At 62.8% G+C, this 16,170-nt stretch carries 14 protein-coding genes; 11 read left to right on the forward strand and 3 right to left on the reverse strand.

The window, feature by feature from the left end:
- Positions 1-696 (reverse strand): dienelactone hydrolase family protein, encoded by a 696-nt coding sequence (locus tag GRI68_RS11680; protein WP_160617409.1) that lies wholly within the window; start codon positions 694-696, stop codon positions 1-3.
- Between the two features lie 93 nt (positions 697-789).
- Between GRI68_RS11680 and GRI68_RS11685 the strand changes: the two genes are divergently transcribed.
- From GRI68_RS11685 to GRI68_RS11730, 10 genes are all read left to right on the forward strand, one after another.
- Positions 790-1,050, forward strand: coding sequence for a DUF6489 family protein (locus GRI68_RS11685; protein ID WP_160617410.1), 261 nt, complete (start codon positions 790-792; stop codon positions 1,048-1,050).
- A gap of 13 nt (positions 1,051-1,063) precedes the next feature.
- Complete coding sequence (gene mnmE, locus GRI68_RS11690) at positions 1,064-2,338, forward strand: tRNA uridine-5-carboxymethylaminomethyl(34) synthesis GTPase MnmE (protein ID WP_160617411.1); 1,275 nt, start codon at positions 1,064-1,066, stop codon at positions 2,336-2,338.
- A gap of 66 nt (positions 2,339-2,404) precedes the next feature.
- Complete coding sequence (gene mnmG / locus GRI68_RS11695) at positions 2,405-4,252, forward strand: tRNA uridine-5-carboxymethylaminomethyl(34) synthesis enzyme MnmG (protein ID WP_160617412.1); 1,848 nt, start codon at positions 2,405-2,407, stop codon at positions 4,250-4,252.
- Positions 4,249-4,890 carry a 16S rRNA (guanine(527)-N(7))-methyltransferase RsmG gene (gene rsmG, locus GRI68_RS11700; protein WP_160617413.1) on the forward strand — a complete coding sequence of 214 codons (642 nt, stop codon included), beginning with the start codon at positions 4,249-4,251 and terminating at the stop codon, positions 4,888-4,890. The genes mnmG and rsmG overlap by 4 nt, the downstream gene beginning before the upstream one ends.
- Entirely contained in the window at positions 4,887-5,663 is a 777-nt protein-coding gene (locus tag GRI68_RS11705; protein ID WP_160617414.1) for a ParA family protein, read from the forward strand. Before rsmG ends, GRI68_RS11705 begins: the two co-directional genes overlap by 4 nt.
- Positions 5,660-6,640 (forward strand): ParB/RepB/Spo0J family partition protein, encoded by a 981-nt coding sequence (locus GRI68_RS11710; RefSeq protein ID WP_160617415.1) that lies wholly within the window; start codon positions 5,660-5,662, stop codon positions 6,638-6,640. Before GRI68_RS11705 ends, GRI68_RS11710 begins: the two co-directional genes overlap by 4 nt.
- Before the next feature lie 217 nt (positions 6,641-6,857).
- Positions 6,858-7,364 carry a DUF4402 domain-containing protein gene (locus tag GRI68_RS11715; protein ID WP_160617416.1) on the forward strand — a complete coding sequence of 169 codons (507 nt, stop codon included), beginning with the start codon at positions 6,858-6,860 and terminating at the stop codon, positions 7,362-7,364.
- Positions 7,365-7,628: 264 nt separating this feature from the next.
- Complete coding sequence (locus tag GRI68_RS11720; RefSeq protein WP_234028790.1) at positions 7,629-8,384, forward strand: fimbrial biogenesis chaperone; 756 nt, start codon at positions 7,629-7,631, stop codon at positions 8,382-8,384.
- Positions 8,385-8,417: 33 nt separating this feature from the next.
- Positions 8,418-11,123: an MSCRAMM family protein gene (locus GRI68_RS11725; RefSeq protein WP_160617418.1), complete on the forward strand. Its 2,706-nt coding sequence runs from the start codon at positions 8,418-8,420 to the stop codon at positions 11,121-11,123.
- A 72-nt stretch (positions 11,124-11,195) separates the two neighbouring features.
- Entirely contained in the window at positions 11,196-12,350 is a 1,155-nt protein-coding gene (locus GRI68_RS11730) for an acyl-CoA dehydrogenase family protein (protein WP_160617419.1), read from the forward strand.
- Between the two features lie 39 nt (positions 12,351-12,389).
- On the opposite strand, the gene GRI68_RS11735 is transcribed toward GRI68_RS11730, so the two are convergent.
- On the reverse strand, positions 12,390-12,872 hold the full coding sequence (locus GRI68_RS11735) for a GAF domain-containing protein (RefSeq protein WP_160617420.1): 483 nt from the start codon (positions 12,870-12,872) through the stop codon (positions 12,390-12,392).
- 62 nt (positions 12,873-12,934) lie between these two features.
- On the opposite strand from GRI68_RS11735, the gene GRI68_RS11740 reads away from it, so the two are divergent.
- The gene (locus tag GRI68_RS11740) at positions 12,935-14,392 is read left to right on the forward strand and encodes a PQQ-dependent sugar dehydrogenase (protein WP_160617421.1); all 1,458 of its coding nucleotides are present in this window, start codon (positions 12,935-12,937) and stop codon (positions 14,390-14,392) included.
- Here GRI68_RS11740 and GRI68_RS11745 read toward each other — a convergent pair.
- The gene (locus GRI68_RS11745) at positions 14,389-16,125 is read right to left on the reverse strand and encodes an acyl-CoA dehydrogenase (RefSeq protein ID WP_160617422.1); all 1,737 of its coding nucleotides are present in this window, start codon (positions 16,123-16,125) and stop codon (positions 14,389-14,391) included. The two genes, GRI68_RS11740 and GRI68_RS11745, sit on opposite strands and share 4 nt — an antisense overlap.
- Positions 16,126-16,170: the final 45 nt, after the last annotated feature.

Below are 16,170 nucleotides of genomic sequence, written 5' to 3' on the forward strand. Positions count from 1 at the left end.
TCAGCCGAGGTGCTCGGCGAAGAATTCCTTCGTGCGGCCATCGGCGAGGTTGGCGCATTCCGCGTTGCGGCGTTCGCCGAACTGGGTTGCGAAACCGTGGTCCATGCCTTCGTAATCGTGCAGCGTGACCTTGGGATGGTCGTCGAGACCATCGTGCATGGCCTTCTGCGTTTCCTTGTCGACGAACCCGTCGTCGGTGGGGATATGCAGCATCAGCGGGCGGGCGATCGCGTTCTTCTCGCGCAGGAGGTTGTCGACCCCGACCGCATAATAACCGACCGTCGCGTCGCTGTCGGTGCGCGCCGCGGTCATGTAAGCGAGCCGTCCACCGAGGCAGTAGCCCACCGCACCGACCTTGCCGCAGCCTTGCGAGCGCGCCCATTTAATCGTCGCCTCGATATCGCGTACGCCTTGGTCCTGGTCGAACTTGTTCATGAGCTCGAGAGCCTTCTGGAATTCGGGTTCGATATCGGGATCGAGTTCGACCTCGGGTTCGAGGGGCCAAAAGAGATCGGGGGCGACCGCCAGATAACCGTCTTCGGCTAGCAGGTCGCACTTGCGACGGATCCCGGCATTTACACCGAAAATCTCCTGAATCACCACGATCGCTGCTTTCGCTTCGCCTTCGGGGCGGGCGACATAGGCGGCGAAATCCTTGTCGCCATTGATCTGCTGGATGCGAATGTTCTCGCTCATGGAATTCTCCCTGCTGTTCTCGCCGCGACGGGCATACATTGCAAAATGCGTCTCGCACGCCACATTGTTCCCGACAACAGAGGGAATTGACCCATGAAAATGAATATCGAAATCGATTGCACGCCCGAGGAGGCGCGGACCTTCATGGGGCTGCCCGATGTGACGCCCGCGAACGACGTCTATGTCGATGCCGTCACCAAGGCGATGAAGGGCATGGGCAATGTGGATCAGCTGCAGGAATATGCCACCAAGCTCGCCCCGATGGGTCAGATGGGGCTGAAGATGTTCCAACAATTCGTCGAAGCGGGTGCTGCGGGTGCCAAGCCGGCCAAGCCGCCGAAGAAAGACGACTGAGCTTCTTCCATCGATGGATGACACGATTTTCGCGCTGTCGAGCGGTGCGCCGCCTGCGGCGATAGCGATCGTGCGCGTCAGCGGATCGCGCGCGGGCGAAATCGCCGAAGGTCTTTCGGGCCGCAAGCCCGAGCCGCGTAGAGCCGCGCTCGCCCGCTTGCGCAATCGTGAGGGCGAAACGCTCGATGATGCGCTCATTCTCTGGTTTCCCGGACCCGATACGGCGACGGGAGAGGATCTGCTCGAGTTGCATTGCCATGGCGGACGTGCGGTGGTGAGGGCGGTCGAACATGCGCTTCAACATGCTTGGGACTGTCGACCCGCGGAGGCTGGGGAGTTTACTCGCCGCGCCTTCGCCAACGGAAGGATCGATCTTGCCCAGGCCGAGGCCTTGGGCGATCTTCTTTCCGCAGAAAGCGAGTTGCAGCGGCGCGTCGCGGTGCGGATGGCGGGTGGCGCAGCCTCAGCGCGCGTGGAGGATTGGCGCGAACGCTTGCTCATTTTGGCGGCACAGATCGAAGCAGCGCTCGATTTCAGCGATGAGGACGATGTGGCGGATCTTTCTCCTGCGTTCTCGGCCGGGGTTGCAACACTGGCAGCCGAAATTGGCGAATGGCTCGCGCGGCCAGCGGCAGAACGGCTTCGTGAAGGGATCAGGATTGCGCTGGCTGGACCCCCGAATTCTGGAAAATCGAGTTTGTTCAACAGGTTGCTTGACGAAGAAGCGGCAATCGCCACGCCTATCGAAGGTACGACGCGGGATCTTCTTGAGCGACCTATTGCGTGGGGCGGCGTACCTTTCACGCTCATTGATACCGCCGGCCTGCGCGATACGACCGACGATGCGATCGAAGCGATCGGGATCGAGCGAGCGCGGAGTGCCTTGGCGGATGCCGATATCGTTCTCTGGCTTGGACCGAAAGGCGAAGGACCCCGAGGCGCCTGGGAAATCGAAACCAAATCCGACCTTGATGGCCCAGGCAAACACGCGGCGCGACACCGTGTCTCGGCCGTGAATGGGGAAGGGGTGTTGGGGCTCCAGACCGATCTCGTCGCGTCCGCTCGCGACATCCTTCCCAAGCCAGGTGAGACCGCACTGAATGCGCGTCAGCGCGCGGCGCTCATGCCAGCGGAGGATGCGTTGCTGTCGATCGAAAACGAAGGCGATCATTTGCTCATCGCCGAGAACCTGCGGCGTGCCCGCGTAGCGTTCGATGCCTTCACGGGACGCGCGGCGAGCGAGGACGTGCTCGATCGTCTATTCGGGCAATTTTGTATCGGGAAATGAAGGCGCGAATGTTCCACGTGGAACATCGACTTTGATTTCCGGCCCGGGCAGGACTATCTCCCGGCTGTGAGCACTTTCGACATCATCGTGGTAGGTGGCGGCCATGCGGGCTGTGAGGCAGCGGCCGTTGCCGCGCGAATGGGTGCGCGTGTGGCTTTGGTGAACTTCTCGCGCGAGACCATCGGTGCGATGAGCTGCAATCCGGCGATCGGCGGCCTCGGCAAGGGGCATCTGGTGCGCGAAGTCGACGCGTTCGATGGCATCATAGGGCGTGCTGCAGACGCCGCTGCGGTTCATTACCGGATGCTCAATCGGTCCAAGGGCAGTGCGGTCCAAGGCCCCAGAGTTCAGGCCGACCGCAAGCTGTTCCGCAACGCGGTCCAGCAAATGATGGCGCGTCAGGGTGACTTGACGATCATCGAAGGCGAAGTGGCGGCACTCTGGATCGAACGCGGTCGAGCGACCGGAGTGGTGCTCGCCGATGGTTCGAAGCTCGGGGGAAGGGCTGTCGTCCTGTGCACCGGAACCTTCCTCGGTGGGAAGTTGTATCGGGGCGAGGAGGTGCAGGAAGGAGGGCGCGTCGGCGAAGCCGCAGCGACCCGGCTTGCCGAGCAAATGAACGACACGGCGATCCCGCTGTCACGCATGAAAACCGGAACGCCGCCGCGTCTCGACGGACGCACAATTGACTGGGCGGTGCTGCAGGAGCAGCCATCCGATACCGAGTTCTGGACGATGTCGCCGATGTCTGCGGAGCGTCTCAACCCGCAGGTATTCTGCGCCATCACGCGCACCAATGAGCGCGCGCACGACATCATCCGCGCCAATCTCGATCGTTCCCCGATTTTCTCGGGTGCGCTCGGCGCGCAGGGGCCGCGCTATTGCCCTTCGATCGAAGACAAGATTCATCGTTTTGCCGATCGTGACGGCCACCAGGTCTTTCTGGAACCCGAGGGTCTTGATACGCATCTGGTCTATCCGAACGGAATCAGCACCTCTCTGCCTACCGATGTCCAGCTCGCCATGCTGCGCGAGATGGATGGGCTGGCCGATGTCGTGATGGAAGTGCCGGGCTATGCCGTCGAATATGTTCATATCGACCCGCGCGCTTTGCGTCCTACGCTCGAACTGCGCGATCTGCGGGGGGTGTACTGCGCCGGCCAGATCAACGGCACGACTGGCTATGAAGAAGCCGCCGCACAGGGACTCATGGCGGGGGCGAGCGCAGCGAGTGCGATCCTGGAGCGTGACCCACCCGCGCTCGACAGGGCGAATTCGTATATTGCCGTGATGATCGATGACCTGACCCTGCACGGGGTGAGCGAGCCCTACCGCATGCTGACGGCGCGGGCCGAATATCGACTTCGTCTCCGTGCGAACAATGCGTCGGCGAGGCTGACTCCCATCGCCATCGAATCGGGCTGCGTGGGCGACGAGCGAAAAGATTGGTTCGTTCGACGGGCAGAGCAACGCGAAGCGTTCGAAGCGGCGCTGGAGCAAGAAATCGGCTCGAAGGCTTTGGCAGATGCCGGTCTGCCCGTACGTGCCGACACGGGTCGCTTGGCTGCGCGCGAATGGGTACGTTTCAATGGCGTCGAGATCGAAGATTTGCGGGCTTTTGCTCGATTCCCTGCGGTCGATCCGACGCTCGAGGATGAAGTGATCGAAGACGCCGTTTACGAGCCGTATTTGGCTCGACAAGAGACCGAGCTGCGTGATCTGCGCGCGGCAGAAGACCTTCGTCTGGACGATGACTTCCCCTACGGCAGTGTGCCAGGTCTTTCACGTGAAATGGTAGAGCGGTTGAGCAATTCTCGCCCTCCCACTCTTGCCGCGGCGGGACGAATACCGGGCATTACACCCGCAGCGCTCGCTGCGTTGATGGTCCACGCGAAGAGGCGTGTAGCGGCATGATCGAGAATGAAGACCAGGCTCGCGCCTGGGTTGAGGCTTTGCCGGAGTGCGACCCCTCGATGATCGCGCGGTTTGAGCGCTTCGAAGCGCTCCTCCGCGATGAGAACGACCGACAAAATCTGGTCTCCGCAAAATCGCTCGATCACACGTGGTCCCGGCACTTCGCCGATAGCCTGCAGCTACTTCAAGATGTTCCACGTGAAACATCCGATTGGCTCGATCTCGGTACAGGGGCGGGGTTTCCGGGAATCGCGATAGCGATCGCGCGCCCTGATCAGGAAACCGTATGCGTCGAATCGCGCGCACTTCGCACCAAGTTTCTCGATTACATTGTTGACGAGCTCGAGCTCACGCAGTGTCGTATCTTGCACTGCCGGTTGCAGGACGTAGAAACGCGTCCGTTCGACGCTGTTTCAGCTCGCGCGTTCGCGCCATTGCCCAAGCTCCTCGAATTGTCCTCTCGGTTTTCCACTCGGGACACGCTATGGAGGTTGCCCAAGGGGCGCTCTGCGGCGCGGGAATTGGAAAACCTCCGGGGATGGGACCACATGTTCCACGTGGAACAATCCCTAACCGACGCAGATTCCGGGATCATTTGCGGCACACTGGCTGGTCGCAAGAAAGGGAAGCGGGCATGATCGTCATAGCTGTGGCCAATCAGAAGGGCGGTGTGGGGAAAACCACCACAGCCATCAACATGGCAACCGCGATGGCCGCGATCGGGTGGAAAACGCTGCTGATCGATCTCGACCCCCAGGGAAATGCATCGACCGGGCTGGGGATCACCGCCGAGCAACGCTCGATGTCGATTTACGACCTGCTCGTCGAGGACGCGGATCTGGAGGATTGTCTCGTGGCGAGCTCAATCCCCGGTCTCGATGTCCTTCCGGCTACACAGGATCTTTCCGGCGCCGAAGTGCAGCTTGTTTCGCGCGAAAACCGCAATACGGGCCTGAAGGATGCCCTTGCCAGGCAGTCTCGCCATGAGATCGCGTTTATCGATTGCCCGCCTTCATTGGGTCTCCTGACGCTCAATGCGCTGACCGCTGCGGACACATTGCTAGTCCCTCTCCAATGCGAATTCTTCGCGCTGGAAGGGCTCAGTCAGCTTTTGCAAACGGTGGAGCAAGTGCAGGGTCACCTGAACCCCGATTTGGGAATCATCGGCATCGCACTGACGATGTTCGACCGGCGAAATCGCCTGACCGACCAGGTTGCCGACGACGTGCGCGAATGTTTGGGCCAACTGGTCTTCGAAACGGTCGTCCCGCGTAACGTGCGGCTGTCGGAGGCGCCAAGTCATGGCCTTCCCGCGCTGGTCTATGATCAGAATTGTACGGGCAGCCGAGCCTATATGGCGCTCGCGCGCGAGCTGATCGGCCGACTGCCTGAAAAAAGGAAAGCCGCATGAGCGATTCGAAAGCGAAACCGGCACAGAAGAAGCGCCAGGCGCTCGGCCGCGGGCTCGGGGCTCTGATCGGGGAGACCAAGCGCGAACAGGTCGTGCGTCCTGCCCGAAGCACCGGATCGCAGGAAGCAAGTTCGTCAGCAGCTTCATCTCCGGTCGATGCCGTACAGGGAGAAGGGCTCGCAACGATTCCGATCGCGCAGATTTCGCCCCATCCCGGCCAGCCCCGCAAACATTTCGATGACGACGCACTTGGCGAACTCGCGGCTTCGATTTCGGCGCGTGGGGTGATCCAGCCGGTTATCGTCACGCGCGAAGCGGCCCGCAAATTTCGCCTTGTCGCTGGCGAACGCCGCTGGCGCGCCGCCCAGAAGGCGCAACTGCATGAAATCCCTGCAATAATAAGGGATTTGACCGAGCGTGAAGTGACCGCGCTGGCGCTGATAGAGAATCTGCAGCGCGAAGATCTCAATCCGGTCGACGAAGCTCGTGCGTATCAGAGGCTCGCCGACGACGAAGGCATGACCCAGGCAGAGATTGCCCAGATGGTCGACAAGTCACGCAGCCACGTCGCCAATTTTCAACGCCTGCTGGCTCTGCCGGCCAAGGTGCTCGATGCCCTGGCCGCAGACAAGCTCACCATGGGTCATGCGCGTGCGATGATCGGATTCGACGGAGCCGAGGCGCTGGCCAAGAAAGCGATCGCCAAGGGCATGTCGGTCCGCGATGTCGAACGGGCGGTGCGTCGGTCCCATGCCGACGCGGCAGGCGAGGGCAAGCCGAAGGACGAATTCAAGAGCGCGTCGGGTGCGCCCGATTCGGATATCCGGACCGTCGAGCGGCATCTCGAGGAGTTTCTCGGCATGAAGGTGCGAATCACGGGAGAAAGCGATCCGCGTAAAGGCACGCTCGCGATTCGCTACACCACACTCGACCAGCTCGATACGCTCTGCCAGCGCCTGTCGGGCGGCGATATCTAGAACCGCGTCGATTCGTTCACGCGCGCGTGGGTGCAAGGCACCTGCGGGAGGGGTACGCCCTTCCAGCAGGGGAATCTTAACCATAAACCGTAGGCCGGGCTGAACCATGTTCCGCTAGCTGTCCTTATCGCGGTCGGGGCTAGAAGGCCTCATCGCCGCTCCGGGTGGGTCGGGGCGACGAAAACATAAAGACTGCTTTCAAGGGACGGAAACAACCATGCGTAAACTCATTGCTATTGCGGCTGCCGGTGCGGCGCTTGCTACTGCCCCCGCCTATGCTGCGGACACCGAGACGGCCACGGCCTCGGTCGAAATTCTGCCAACCATCACGCTGACCAAAGCCAGCGATCTCGATTTCGGCACGATCGCCGTGAACGGCGCGGGCTCCGCGACGATCGCCGCTTCGGTCGGTGCGAGCGCTTCGTGTTCGGCCAATCTCGTGTGCCCGGGATCGGGCAGCGCGGTCGCCTCCTTCAACGCCGCCGGGACGGACGGCGTGGCGTTCACCGCCTCGGTCGATGAAAGCTCGATCGACCTCGTGGGCCAGACGGATGCCTCCGAGTCGCTCGAACTCGACAATTTCACGGTCGGCTATGATGCGACCAAGGGCCAAACGCTAGATGGCGACACCCCGGTCTATGTCGGCGCTACCCTGAACTTCAATGGCGGCGAATCGGCACAGGTCTACTCGGGCGACTTCAACGTCACCGCCGAGTATCAGTAATTCGTATGACGGAATGAGCCACGGCACCCAGTGGCTCTGTCCGAAATTCAGGCCGCTCCGCATCGTCGGAGCGGCCTTTTTCGTGCCGACACGCCAAAGCGCACCCGTCACCAGGTAGCTGAAAATTAACCCTGTCTGCTTACCACGTTTGTCCGAAGGCGCTCTGCGCCGGACATTCCAAGGGACGGGAAAACATCGATGATCTTCACGCGAATTCTGCGGACACTGGCCGCGTTTCTTGCTGTCGCAAGCGCACACCCTGCCATGGCTCAAGGCGACTTGCTCGTTGCGCCCACGCGCGTTGTTATCGAGGGATCGGGTTCGGACGAAGTGATCCTCAACAATATCGGCGACGAACCGGCGACCTATCGGATCAGTCTGGTTCTTCGCCGAATGACCGAGGAGGGCGAACTGGTCGATGTCGAGGAGGCTGACGCGAGCGAGGCCGAGACGGCGGCTCTTTCGATGTTCCGCTACGCCCCGCGCCGGGTCACCTTGCCCCCGAACCAGCCACAGTCGATCCGCATTGCGGCGCGTCCCGGTCAGGCTCCCGACGGCGAATACCGGGTCCACATGTTGTTCCGTGCCATACCCAAAGCCGTGCGGGTCGAAGACGAGGCCGCCGAACGGGCGCAGGGCATCGCGATCCAGCTGCGCCCCGTTTACGGCATCACGATCCCGCTGATCGTTCGCAAGGGACGGCTCGCTAGCGAAGTGTCGCTCGACAATGTGCGTGTTGTCGGTGAACCCGGCAGCGAAGCCATCGCTCTCGATGTCGCGCGAACGGGCGATCGCTCGGTCTATGGCGAGTTTCTGGTGTTTTCACAGGGCGGCGATGAACCGATCGCGCTTGTCCGTGGTATTGGCGTCTATCCCGAGATTGGCACGAGGCCGGTGGCGATTCCGCTGCGCGGTGATGCGGCGGCCCAAGCGCGCAATGGCCCGGTTCGCATCGAGTACCGCGAATTCGCTGCCAATGGCGGTGGCCTGATCGCCGAGATCGAAGCGAGCCTGCCCTAAATTCGCCGTATCCGCGACTTCGGTATCCGAGCCGTGTTCTCCATCCACCGTCTGGGCAGGAAAGCCGCTGCGACACTCGCTGCGGCTTTGCTGCTCGGCACGGGCCAGGTCGCGGCGCAGGAGTGGGAGCCGACCGAAGACGATTCGCTGATCGTCGAAATTCGGGCGGGCAGTTACACGCTTGGCGGCATGGTCCGCGGCTACCAGACGGCCGACGGTGTCTGCATCGATCTGGCCGATACCGTGCAGGCGCTCGATGTCGCGCTCCGTGTCGACCCGAAGTCGCGCCGCGCAACTGGCTGGATATTTTCCGAAGACAATACCGTTACGATCGATCGAGACTCGTCCACCGCACGTACCAGGAACGGGACGCGCAAACTTTGGCCCGACGAGATCTATGACACGCCCGAGGGCTGGTGCGTCGATACGCGGACGCTCTCGGAATGGTTCGGCGCCACGGTTCGCTTCGATATGTCGAGCCTGTCGGTCGTGATCGAAAGCGACAAGCCGCTTCCCTTTCTGGAAGCGCTCGAGCGCAAAAGTCGCGCAGCACGACTTCGACCGAAGCCGAAATTCGACATCTCCCAGCTCCCACATGCCGAATTGCCCTATCGTGATTGGCGGACCCCTGCGGTCGATGTGCTCGCGCGGGCCAAGCTCAATGGCGCGGCCAATGGCAGCACGTCGACCGAGTTCCGCTATGAAGCCTATGCCAGCGGTGAAATCCTGGGCGCGAGCTTCAATGCCCGCCTTGCTTCGGATCGCCAGGGCGTGCCCGACAGCTTGCGCCTGCGCGCGTTCCGGACCGATCCCGACGGTGGCTTGCTGGGCCCGCTAGGTGCCACGCAAGTCGCGGTAGGCGATGTGCAGCTCAATGCCGGCCAACTTACCGCGCAGACCGCGGTCGGTCGCGGGGCCTTCGTCTCGAACCGCCCGATCGAACGTCCGTCGCAATTCGGCACCACCGCGCTAACCGGCGCGCTGCCCGCGGGATGGGATGCAGAGCTCTACCGCAACGGACAATTGATCGCGTGGCAACAATCGCGTGCTGATGGCCGCTACGAATTCCTCGATGTCGCGCTTCTGTTCGGGCAGAACCTCCTCGAAGTCGTGCTGTACGGTCCACAAGGGCAGGTCCGGCGCGAGACGAGTACGATTCCCGTCGGGCAGGAGAGTATCCCCGAGGGCAAGACATATTACTGGGCTGGCGTGGTCGAAAAGGATCGCGACCTGATCCGGATTGGCGATGATGCTCCGGGTGTGGGCGTCGGCGGCGGCTGGCGCTGGGGCGTGGGTGTCGAGCGCGGGATCGACAAACGCACCGTGGTCGGCTTGGGGGCCTATAGCCTGTCCACCTTGGGCGAGCGCCGTAACTTTATCGAAGGCAATGTTCAGCGCACACTCGGCCCAGCGGTGCTTTCGATAACGGCCGCGCAGCAATTCGGCGGTGGTCGTGCTTACTCGGCGCAGGCGCTCGGACAGATCGGGAAGCTCAATTTCCAGGCCCAGACGCTGTGGCTCGACGGCGAGTATCAGAGCGAAGTCATCGATACGAACACGCGCCGCGAGCATTCGGTGCTGTTCGACTATTTGATGCCGACAGGCGCGCGCAGTTCGCTCCCGCTTCAAGCCGGCTATCGTCGCGCGTCGCTGCGTGACGGAACCACCGTGAACGAATGGACCGGGCGTGCGTCGCTGATGATGCGCGGGATCTCATTGACCGCAGGCGTAACGCAACGCTCGTCCAGCGGGCCGAGCGAGCGGCGCTATCGCAACGGGACGATTCTCGATCTGCTCGGGAACACGTCGGTCGGGCGGGTACGGTTGCGCGGAGCGGGCAAGTGGCGTGTCTCCGGTGCGGAGGCCGGATTCGAGGAGGCGGAACTGAGTGCCGAAACTAGGCTCACCGACCGGTCGGACCTGCGCGCCAGCGTTGGCTACGACAACCTGCTGGGCCGCACCGCGTTCAGCGCCGGCTATGTTCACCAGTTCGATCGCTTCGCCGTGCGTGCCGATGCGACCTATCGCACAGACAAGTCATTCGGCTTCGGCGTGTCGCTCGCCTTCAGCCTCGGCCGCGATCCGGTTGGTGGCGGGCTACGGGTCTCGAACGAGAAACTCGCTCGCAAGGGGAGCGCGGCCGTGACCGTATTTTTGGACGAGAACGGTGACGGAAAGCGCCAGGCGAACGAGAAACCCCTGGAAGGCGTCGGTGTGGAAGCAGGAATATTGCACTCGCTCGCTCCGACCGATGCCCAGGGACGCACCGTGATCGACGGGCTTCCGCCTTATCGCCCGGTCACGGTCAGTATCGACATGGCGACCTTGCCCGATCCGCTGATGCAGCCGACAGTACAGGGGGTGGTGGTCTCGCCGCGCCCCGGCGTCGAAGCGGAAATCCAGCTCGCGCTGGCACCTTCGGGCGAGATCGAAGGCACGCTGCTATCTGCCGACGGCACGCCGCGCGGCGGGGTGACGCTCGAACTGGTCGATGGGCGAGGGCTGGTGATCAAAAGCATCGTCAGCGAGTTCGACGGGTTCTTCCTGTTCGATCAGGTCGCCTACGGCCGCTACGCGATCCGCCTGGCCGAAAGCTCGGCCGAAGCGCTCGACGTGCCACGCGATCTCGGGATCGTGACCGAACTGTCGCAAGGTAGGGACCTCGTCGTGCTCGGCTTCGTGCGACTTGGCGAGCGCGCCGAGAAGCGCACTCCGGCGCTCAAGAGCACGGGTTCTTAATCGCGCGATTAAATTTTGCTTGGAAGCCTTTGGTCGGCGCGGCATAACGCTGCCATACCAAGGGAGAAAACGATGCCGCTCGATCAGATTCCGCGCACTGCCTATAACGAAGATCACGAGGCGTTTCGCGAAACCGTCCGCCGTTTCATGAAGGAAGAGATCGCGCCGCACCGGCAGCAATGGGCCGAGGACAAGATCGTGCCCAAGGAAATCTGGCCCAAGGCCGGCGAGCTCGGCATGCTGTGCCCCACCGTGCCCGAGGAGTATGGCGGGCTCGGGCTCGATTTCGGTTACAATGCGATCGTCGACGAAGAGAGCTCGTACAATGGCGGGGTCGCGACCGGCTTCTCGCTCCAGTCCGATATCGTGTGCAACTATCTCGTCGCTTACGGTTCGGAGGAGCAGAAGAAGAAATGGCTTCCGCGCATGGTTTCGGGCGAGACGATCACCGCGATCGCGATGACCGAGCCGGGCGTCGGTTCCGATCTCCAGTCGATCACCACCACCGCGAAGAAGGATGGCAATCACTACGTCATCAACGGATCGAAGACCTATATCACCAACGGCCAGAACGCCGATCTGGTGCTGGTCTGCGCGAAGACCGATCCCGATGCCGATCCGGCCTGGCAGGGCGTTTCGATCATTCTCGTCGAAGCCGATCGCGAAGGGTTCGAGCGGGGGCGCAATCTCGACAAGATCGGGATGGACGAAGCCGACACCTCCGAACTGTTCTTCCACGATGTTCGCGTGCCGATCACCAATTGCCTTGGCGAAGAGGGGAAAGGCTTCATCTACCTGATGAGCGAATTGCCCCAGGAACGCCTCTCGATCGCAATCAGCGCGCAGGCGAGCGCGCAACGCGTGTTCGAGGATACGGTGGAATTCACCCGAGACCGCAAGGCCTTCGGCAAGCCGGTGCTCGGCTTTCAGAACACCCGCTTCGTCCTCGCCGATCTCAAGGCGAAGCTGCAGGTCGGCTGGGCGCATCTCGACTGGGCGCTGGCCCGTCACCTGAAGCGCGAGCTGACACCCGAAGAGGGCGCGGCGGCCAAGCTCTGGCACACCGAGCTGCAATGGGAAGTCGTCGACAAGTGCCTGCAGCTGCACGGCGGTGCGGGCTACATGAACGAATATCCGGTAGCCCGGGCCTGGCGCGCAGCCCGCGTCACCCGCATCTTCGGCGGAACCAACGAGATCATGAAGGAACTGATCGGGCGGGGACTGTAAGCGATACTCCCCTCCCTCACGCGGTAGGGGAGTATCTTCCTAGATCGCTCCGGCGATGGCCTCGGCCAGTCGCTCGATACCCGTGCGGTCGTCTTCATCGAAGCGCGCCGGGCTGGGACTGTCGAGATCGATCACACCGATCACCGCGCCGTCGCGTGATACCGGCACCACCAGTTCGGACTGGGTGTCCCCGTCGCAGGCGATATGGCCGGGGAAGGCGTGGACGTCTTCCACCAGCTGGGTTTGGCCCGTTCTCGCCGCCGTGCCGCATACGCCCTGGCCCACCGGGATGCGGATGCAGGCAGGCTTGCCAACGAACGGGCCGAGCACCAGCTCGTTCTCGACCATGCGATAGAACCCGGTCCAGTTCACATCGGGCAGGAACTGCCACAATAGGGCGGCGACATTGGCCATATTGGCAACGACATCGGGTTCGCCATCGACCAGCGCGGTCGCAGCCGAAACGAGATCGTCGTAAAGAATCGCCTTGGGCGCATCGGGGCTGGTTCGGAAATCGTACATGGCGCGCGAGGTAGGTGCGGTTTCCGTTGCCGCCAAGGGGCAGGGGCATTATCCGTTAGTGCATGCTTAAGAAAATCGGCATCGGCCTGCTCGTCATCCTCCTGATCCTCGTCGCGGTGGGCGCCTATCTGTGGCGTGGAAATCCGGCCGATCTTCCGATCACCGCTACTGAAGGTCTCGATCCGACCATCGTCGAGCCCGAAGCCGAAAGCTTCCCGACAGTCGGCATTGCCGAGCCGGTCGGCTGGCCCGATGACGCCGCGCCCGAGGCTCCCGACGGGCTGACCGTGCAGCGCTTCGCCACCGGTCTCGACCATCCGCGCACGATTTTAACCTTGCCCAATGGCGATGTGCTGGTCGCCGAAACCAATTCGCCGCCGCGCGAAATGGGCGGGATCGAAGGCTTCGTTGCCAAACTGCTGTTCAGCAAGGCGGGGGCGGGCGTGTCCAGCGCCAATCGCATCAGCCTGTTGCGTGATGGCGATGGCGACGGGGTGGCCGAATCGAAGTCTGTGCTGCTCGAATACGGGCTCGATTCACCCTCGGGCATGGCGTGGCGCGACGGAGTTTTGTTCGTCGCCAATCACGATGAGCTGTTGGCTTTCCCGATGGCCGAAGGCGCGACCAAGGTTACCGGCGAGCCGACCAAGCTGATGGACCTGCCGCCGGCGGGCAATCACTGGATGCGCAACATCCTGCTCTCGCCCGACGGATCGAAGATTTACGTCGCGGTCGGCTCCGCCTCCAACATCGGCGAGAACGGCATGGAAGCCGAACAAGGCCGCGCGACGATCTGGGAATACAATCTCGAAACCGAGACCCAGCGGATGTGGGCCGGGGGCTTGCGCAATCCCAACGGGATGGCGTGGAACCCTTCGTCGGGCGAGTTGTGGACCGTGGTCAATGAGCGCGACATGCTCGGCGGAGACCTCGTGCCCGACTACCTCACCAATGTGCCGATCGGCGTGCAGTATGGCTGGCCGTGGCTCTATTGGGGCGACAACGTCGATGATCGCGTCGAAGCACCGCGACCGCAATTCATCGCCGAATACACGCGCACGCCAGAATACGCGCTGGGCGCACACACCGCGCCGCTCGGCCTTGTCTTTGCAGGCGAAGGCAACCGGCTCGGCTCGACCTTTGCCAATGGCGCCTTCGTGGCGCGGCATGGCTCGTGGAACCGTAAGCCGCCGTCGGGCTACGATGTGGTGTTCGTGCGCTTCGACTCGCGCGGCAACCCCACCGGCGATCCCATACCGGTGTTGACCGGTTTCCTCACCGGCGACGGCAACACCTACGGCCGCCCGACCTGGCTTGCCTTCGATGCCAATGGCGCGTTGTTGGTCACCGATGACACGGCGGGGATCGTCTGGCGCGTGATCGATCGCGCTGCCGCACCCGCCGCAACGATCGAGCGCAACGAGCGCGCGCCCGTGCCGAAGAATCTCCCCGGCCGGCCCAAGAACGGTGCGTTCGGAACCGATGTGATCCGCGAAGACACGGTGCGAAAGGGCAATTAGCCCAGCAACGTATCGGTCTCGAGGGAATAGAGATCCTCGGCGCCGGCCTTTGCCGATGCGCTGAGGCCGCTCGCTTCGGGAGCGATGCGATTGAGGAAGAACCGCACCGTCGCGCGCTTGCGGTTGGCAAAGCCGGTGCCTTCCTGCGCGAGCGCTTCGCGCTGCCGCACTAGCTGCCAGCCCGCGACAGCGACCGCGCACATGGCGGTGAAAGGCACGCTGCCAGCCAAACGGTCGTCGAGACTCGCTTCGGAGACCATCCAGCGACCGGTCTCTACACATGCCTTGGCGAGGTCGGCCAGCGTCGATTCCTCGCCAGCGTCGCGGACAATCTCCTGCATCAGCCCGAACAGGACCTCGCCGCTTTCCATGCCAAGCTTGCGGGTCACGAGATCGGCTGCCTGGATGCCGTTGGTGCCTTCGTAGATCGGCGCTATCCGCGCATCGCGATAATGCTGCGCCGCTCCGGTCTCCTCGACGAAGCCCATTCCGCCATGCACTTGCACGCCGATGCTGGCGACTTCGACTCCGATATCCGTGCCCCAGGCCTTGAGCATGGGCACGCAGAGATCGGCGCGCGCCTGCGCAGCGGCATCGCCCAGCGTGCCGCGATCGACTTGGCCGGCAGTGTAATAGAGCAGGGCGCGCGCGCCTTCGGTCAGCGCCCGCATCCGCAGTAGCATGCGCCGCACATCGGGGTGTTCGACGATCGCGACCGGCGATTTGTCCGCGCCGCCCGCGCGAGCCGACTGGACGCGCTCGGCGGCATAGCCGCTCGCTTGCTGAAGCGCGCGTTCGCCGATCTGCACGCCCTGGTTGCCGACATTGATCCGTGCATTGTTCATCATCGTGAACATCGCCGCGAGGCCGCGGTTCTCCGCACCCACCAACTCTCCGATACATTCATCGTTGTCGCCATAGCTCATCACGCAGGTGGGCGAGGCGTTGATGCCGAGCTTGTGCTCAAGGCTGACCGCGCGCAGGTCGTTGCGCGGGCCCAGCGAACCATCGTCCTTCACATGATATTTGGGTACCACGAACAGCGAGATGCCACGACTGCCTTCGGGCGCATCGGGCGTCCGTGCGAGAACGAGGTGGACGATGTTCTCCGCCAGCTCGTGATCGCCCCAGGTGATGTAGATCTTCTGGCCCTTGATCCGCCATTTGCTCGCGTGCTCGCCATCCGCGATGGGATGCGCGGTCGTGCGCAGCGCGCCGACATCGCTGCCCGCCTGCGGCTCGGTCAGGTTCATCGTGCCCGACCACGCCCCACTTACGAGCTTCGGGAGATAGCGATCCTTCTGCTCCTGCGATCCATGCGCTTCGAGCGCTTCGATCGACCCGACCGACAGCATCGGCAGCAGATTGAACGCCATGTTCGCGGCGCCGAGATTCTCAAGCACGTTGCAAGACAGCGTGAACGGCAGTCCTTGTCCACCATATGCCGCCGGTCCGTCGATGCTGTTCCAACCCTGTTCGACGTAGTGATCATACGCCTCTTTGTACCCGTCGGGCAGGCGCACGACGCCGTTTTCGAGTTTTGCGCCCTCCAGATCGCCCACCCGGTTGAGCGGCGCCCATTCGCCCGCAGCGAACTGCCCAATACCTTCGGCGATCGCTTCGACCATGTCGGGCGTCGCGGCTTCGAAGCGCTCGCTTTCGGCAAGCTGCTCAATTCCCGCGCAGACGCGCATGGCGAGGACCTGTTCCTGGGTGGGCGGGGAGTAGTTCATGACGGTTTCCTCTGGCTTTCGTAGGCGAGCGAATATAGCGGCTGG

The organism is Alteriqipengyuania halimionae (assembly GCF_009827575.1).
GTDB lineage: Bacteria > Pseudomonadota > Alphaproteobacteria > Sphingomonadales > Sphingomonadaceae > Alteriqipengyuania_A > Alteriqipengyuania_A halimionae.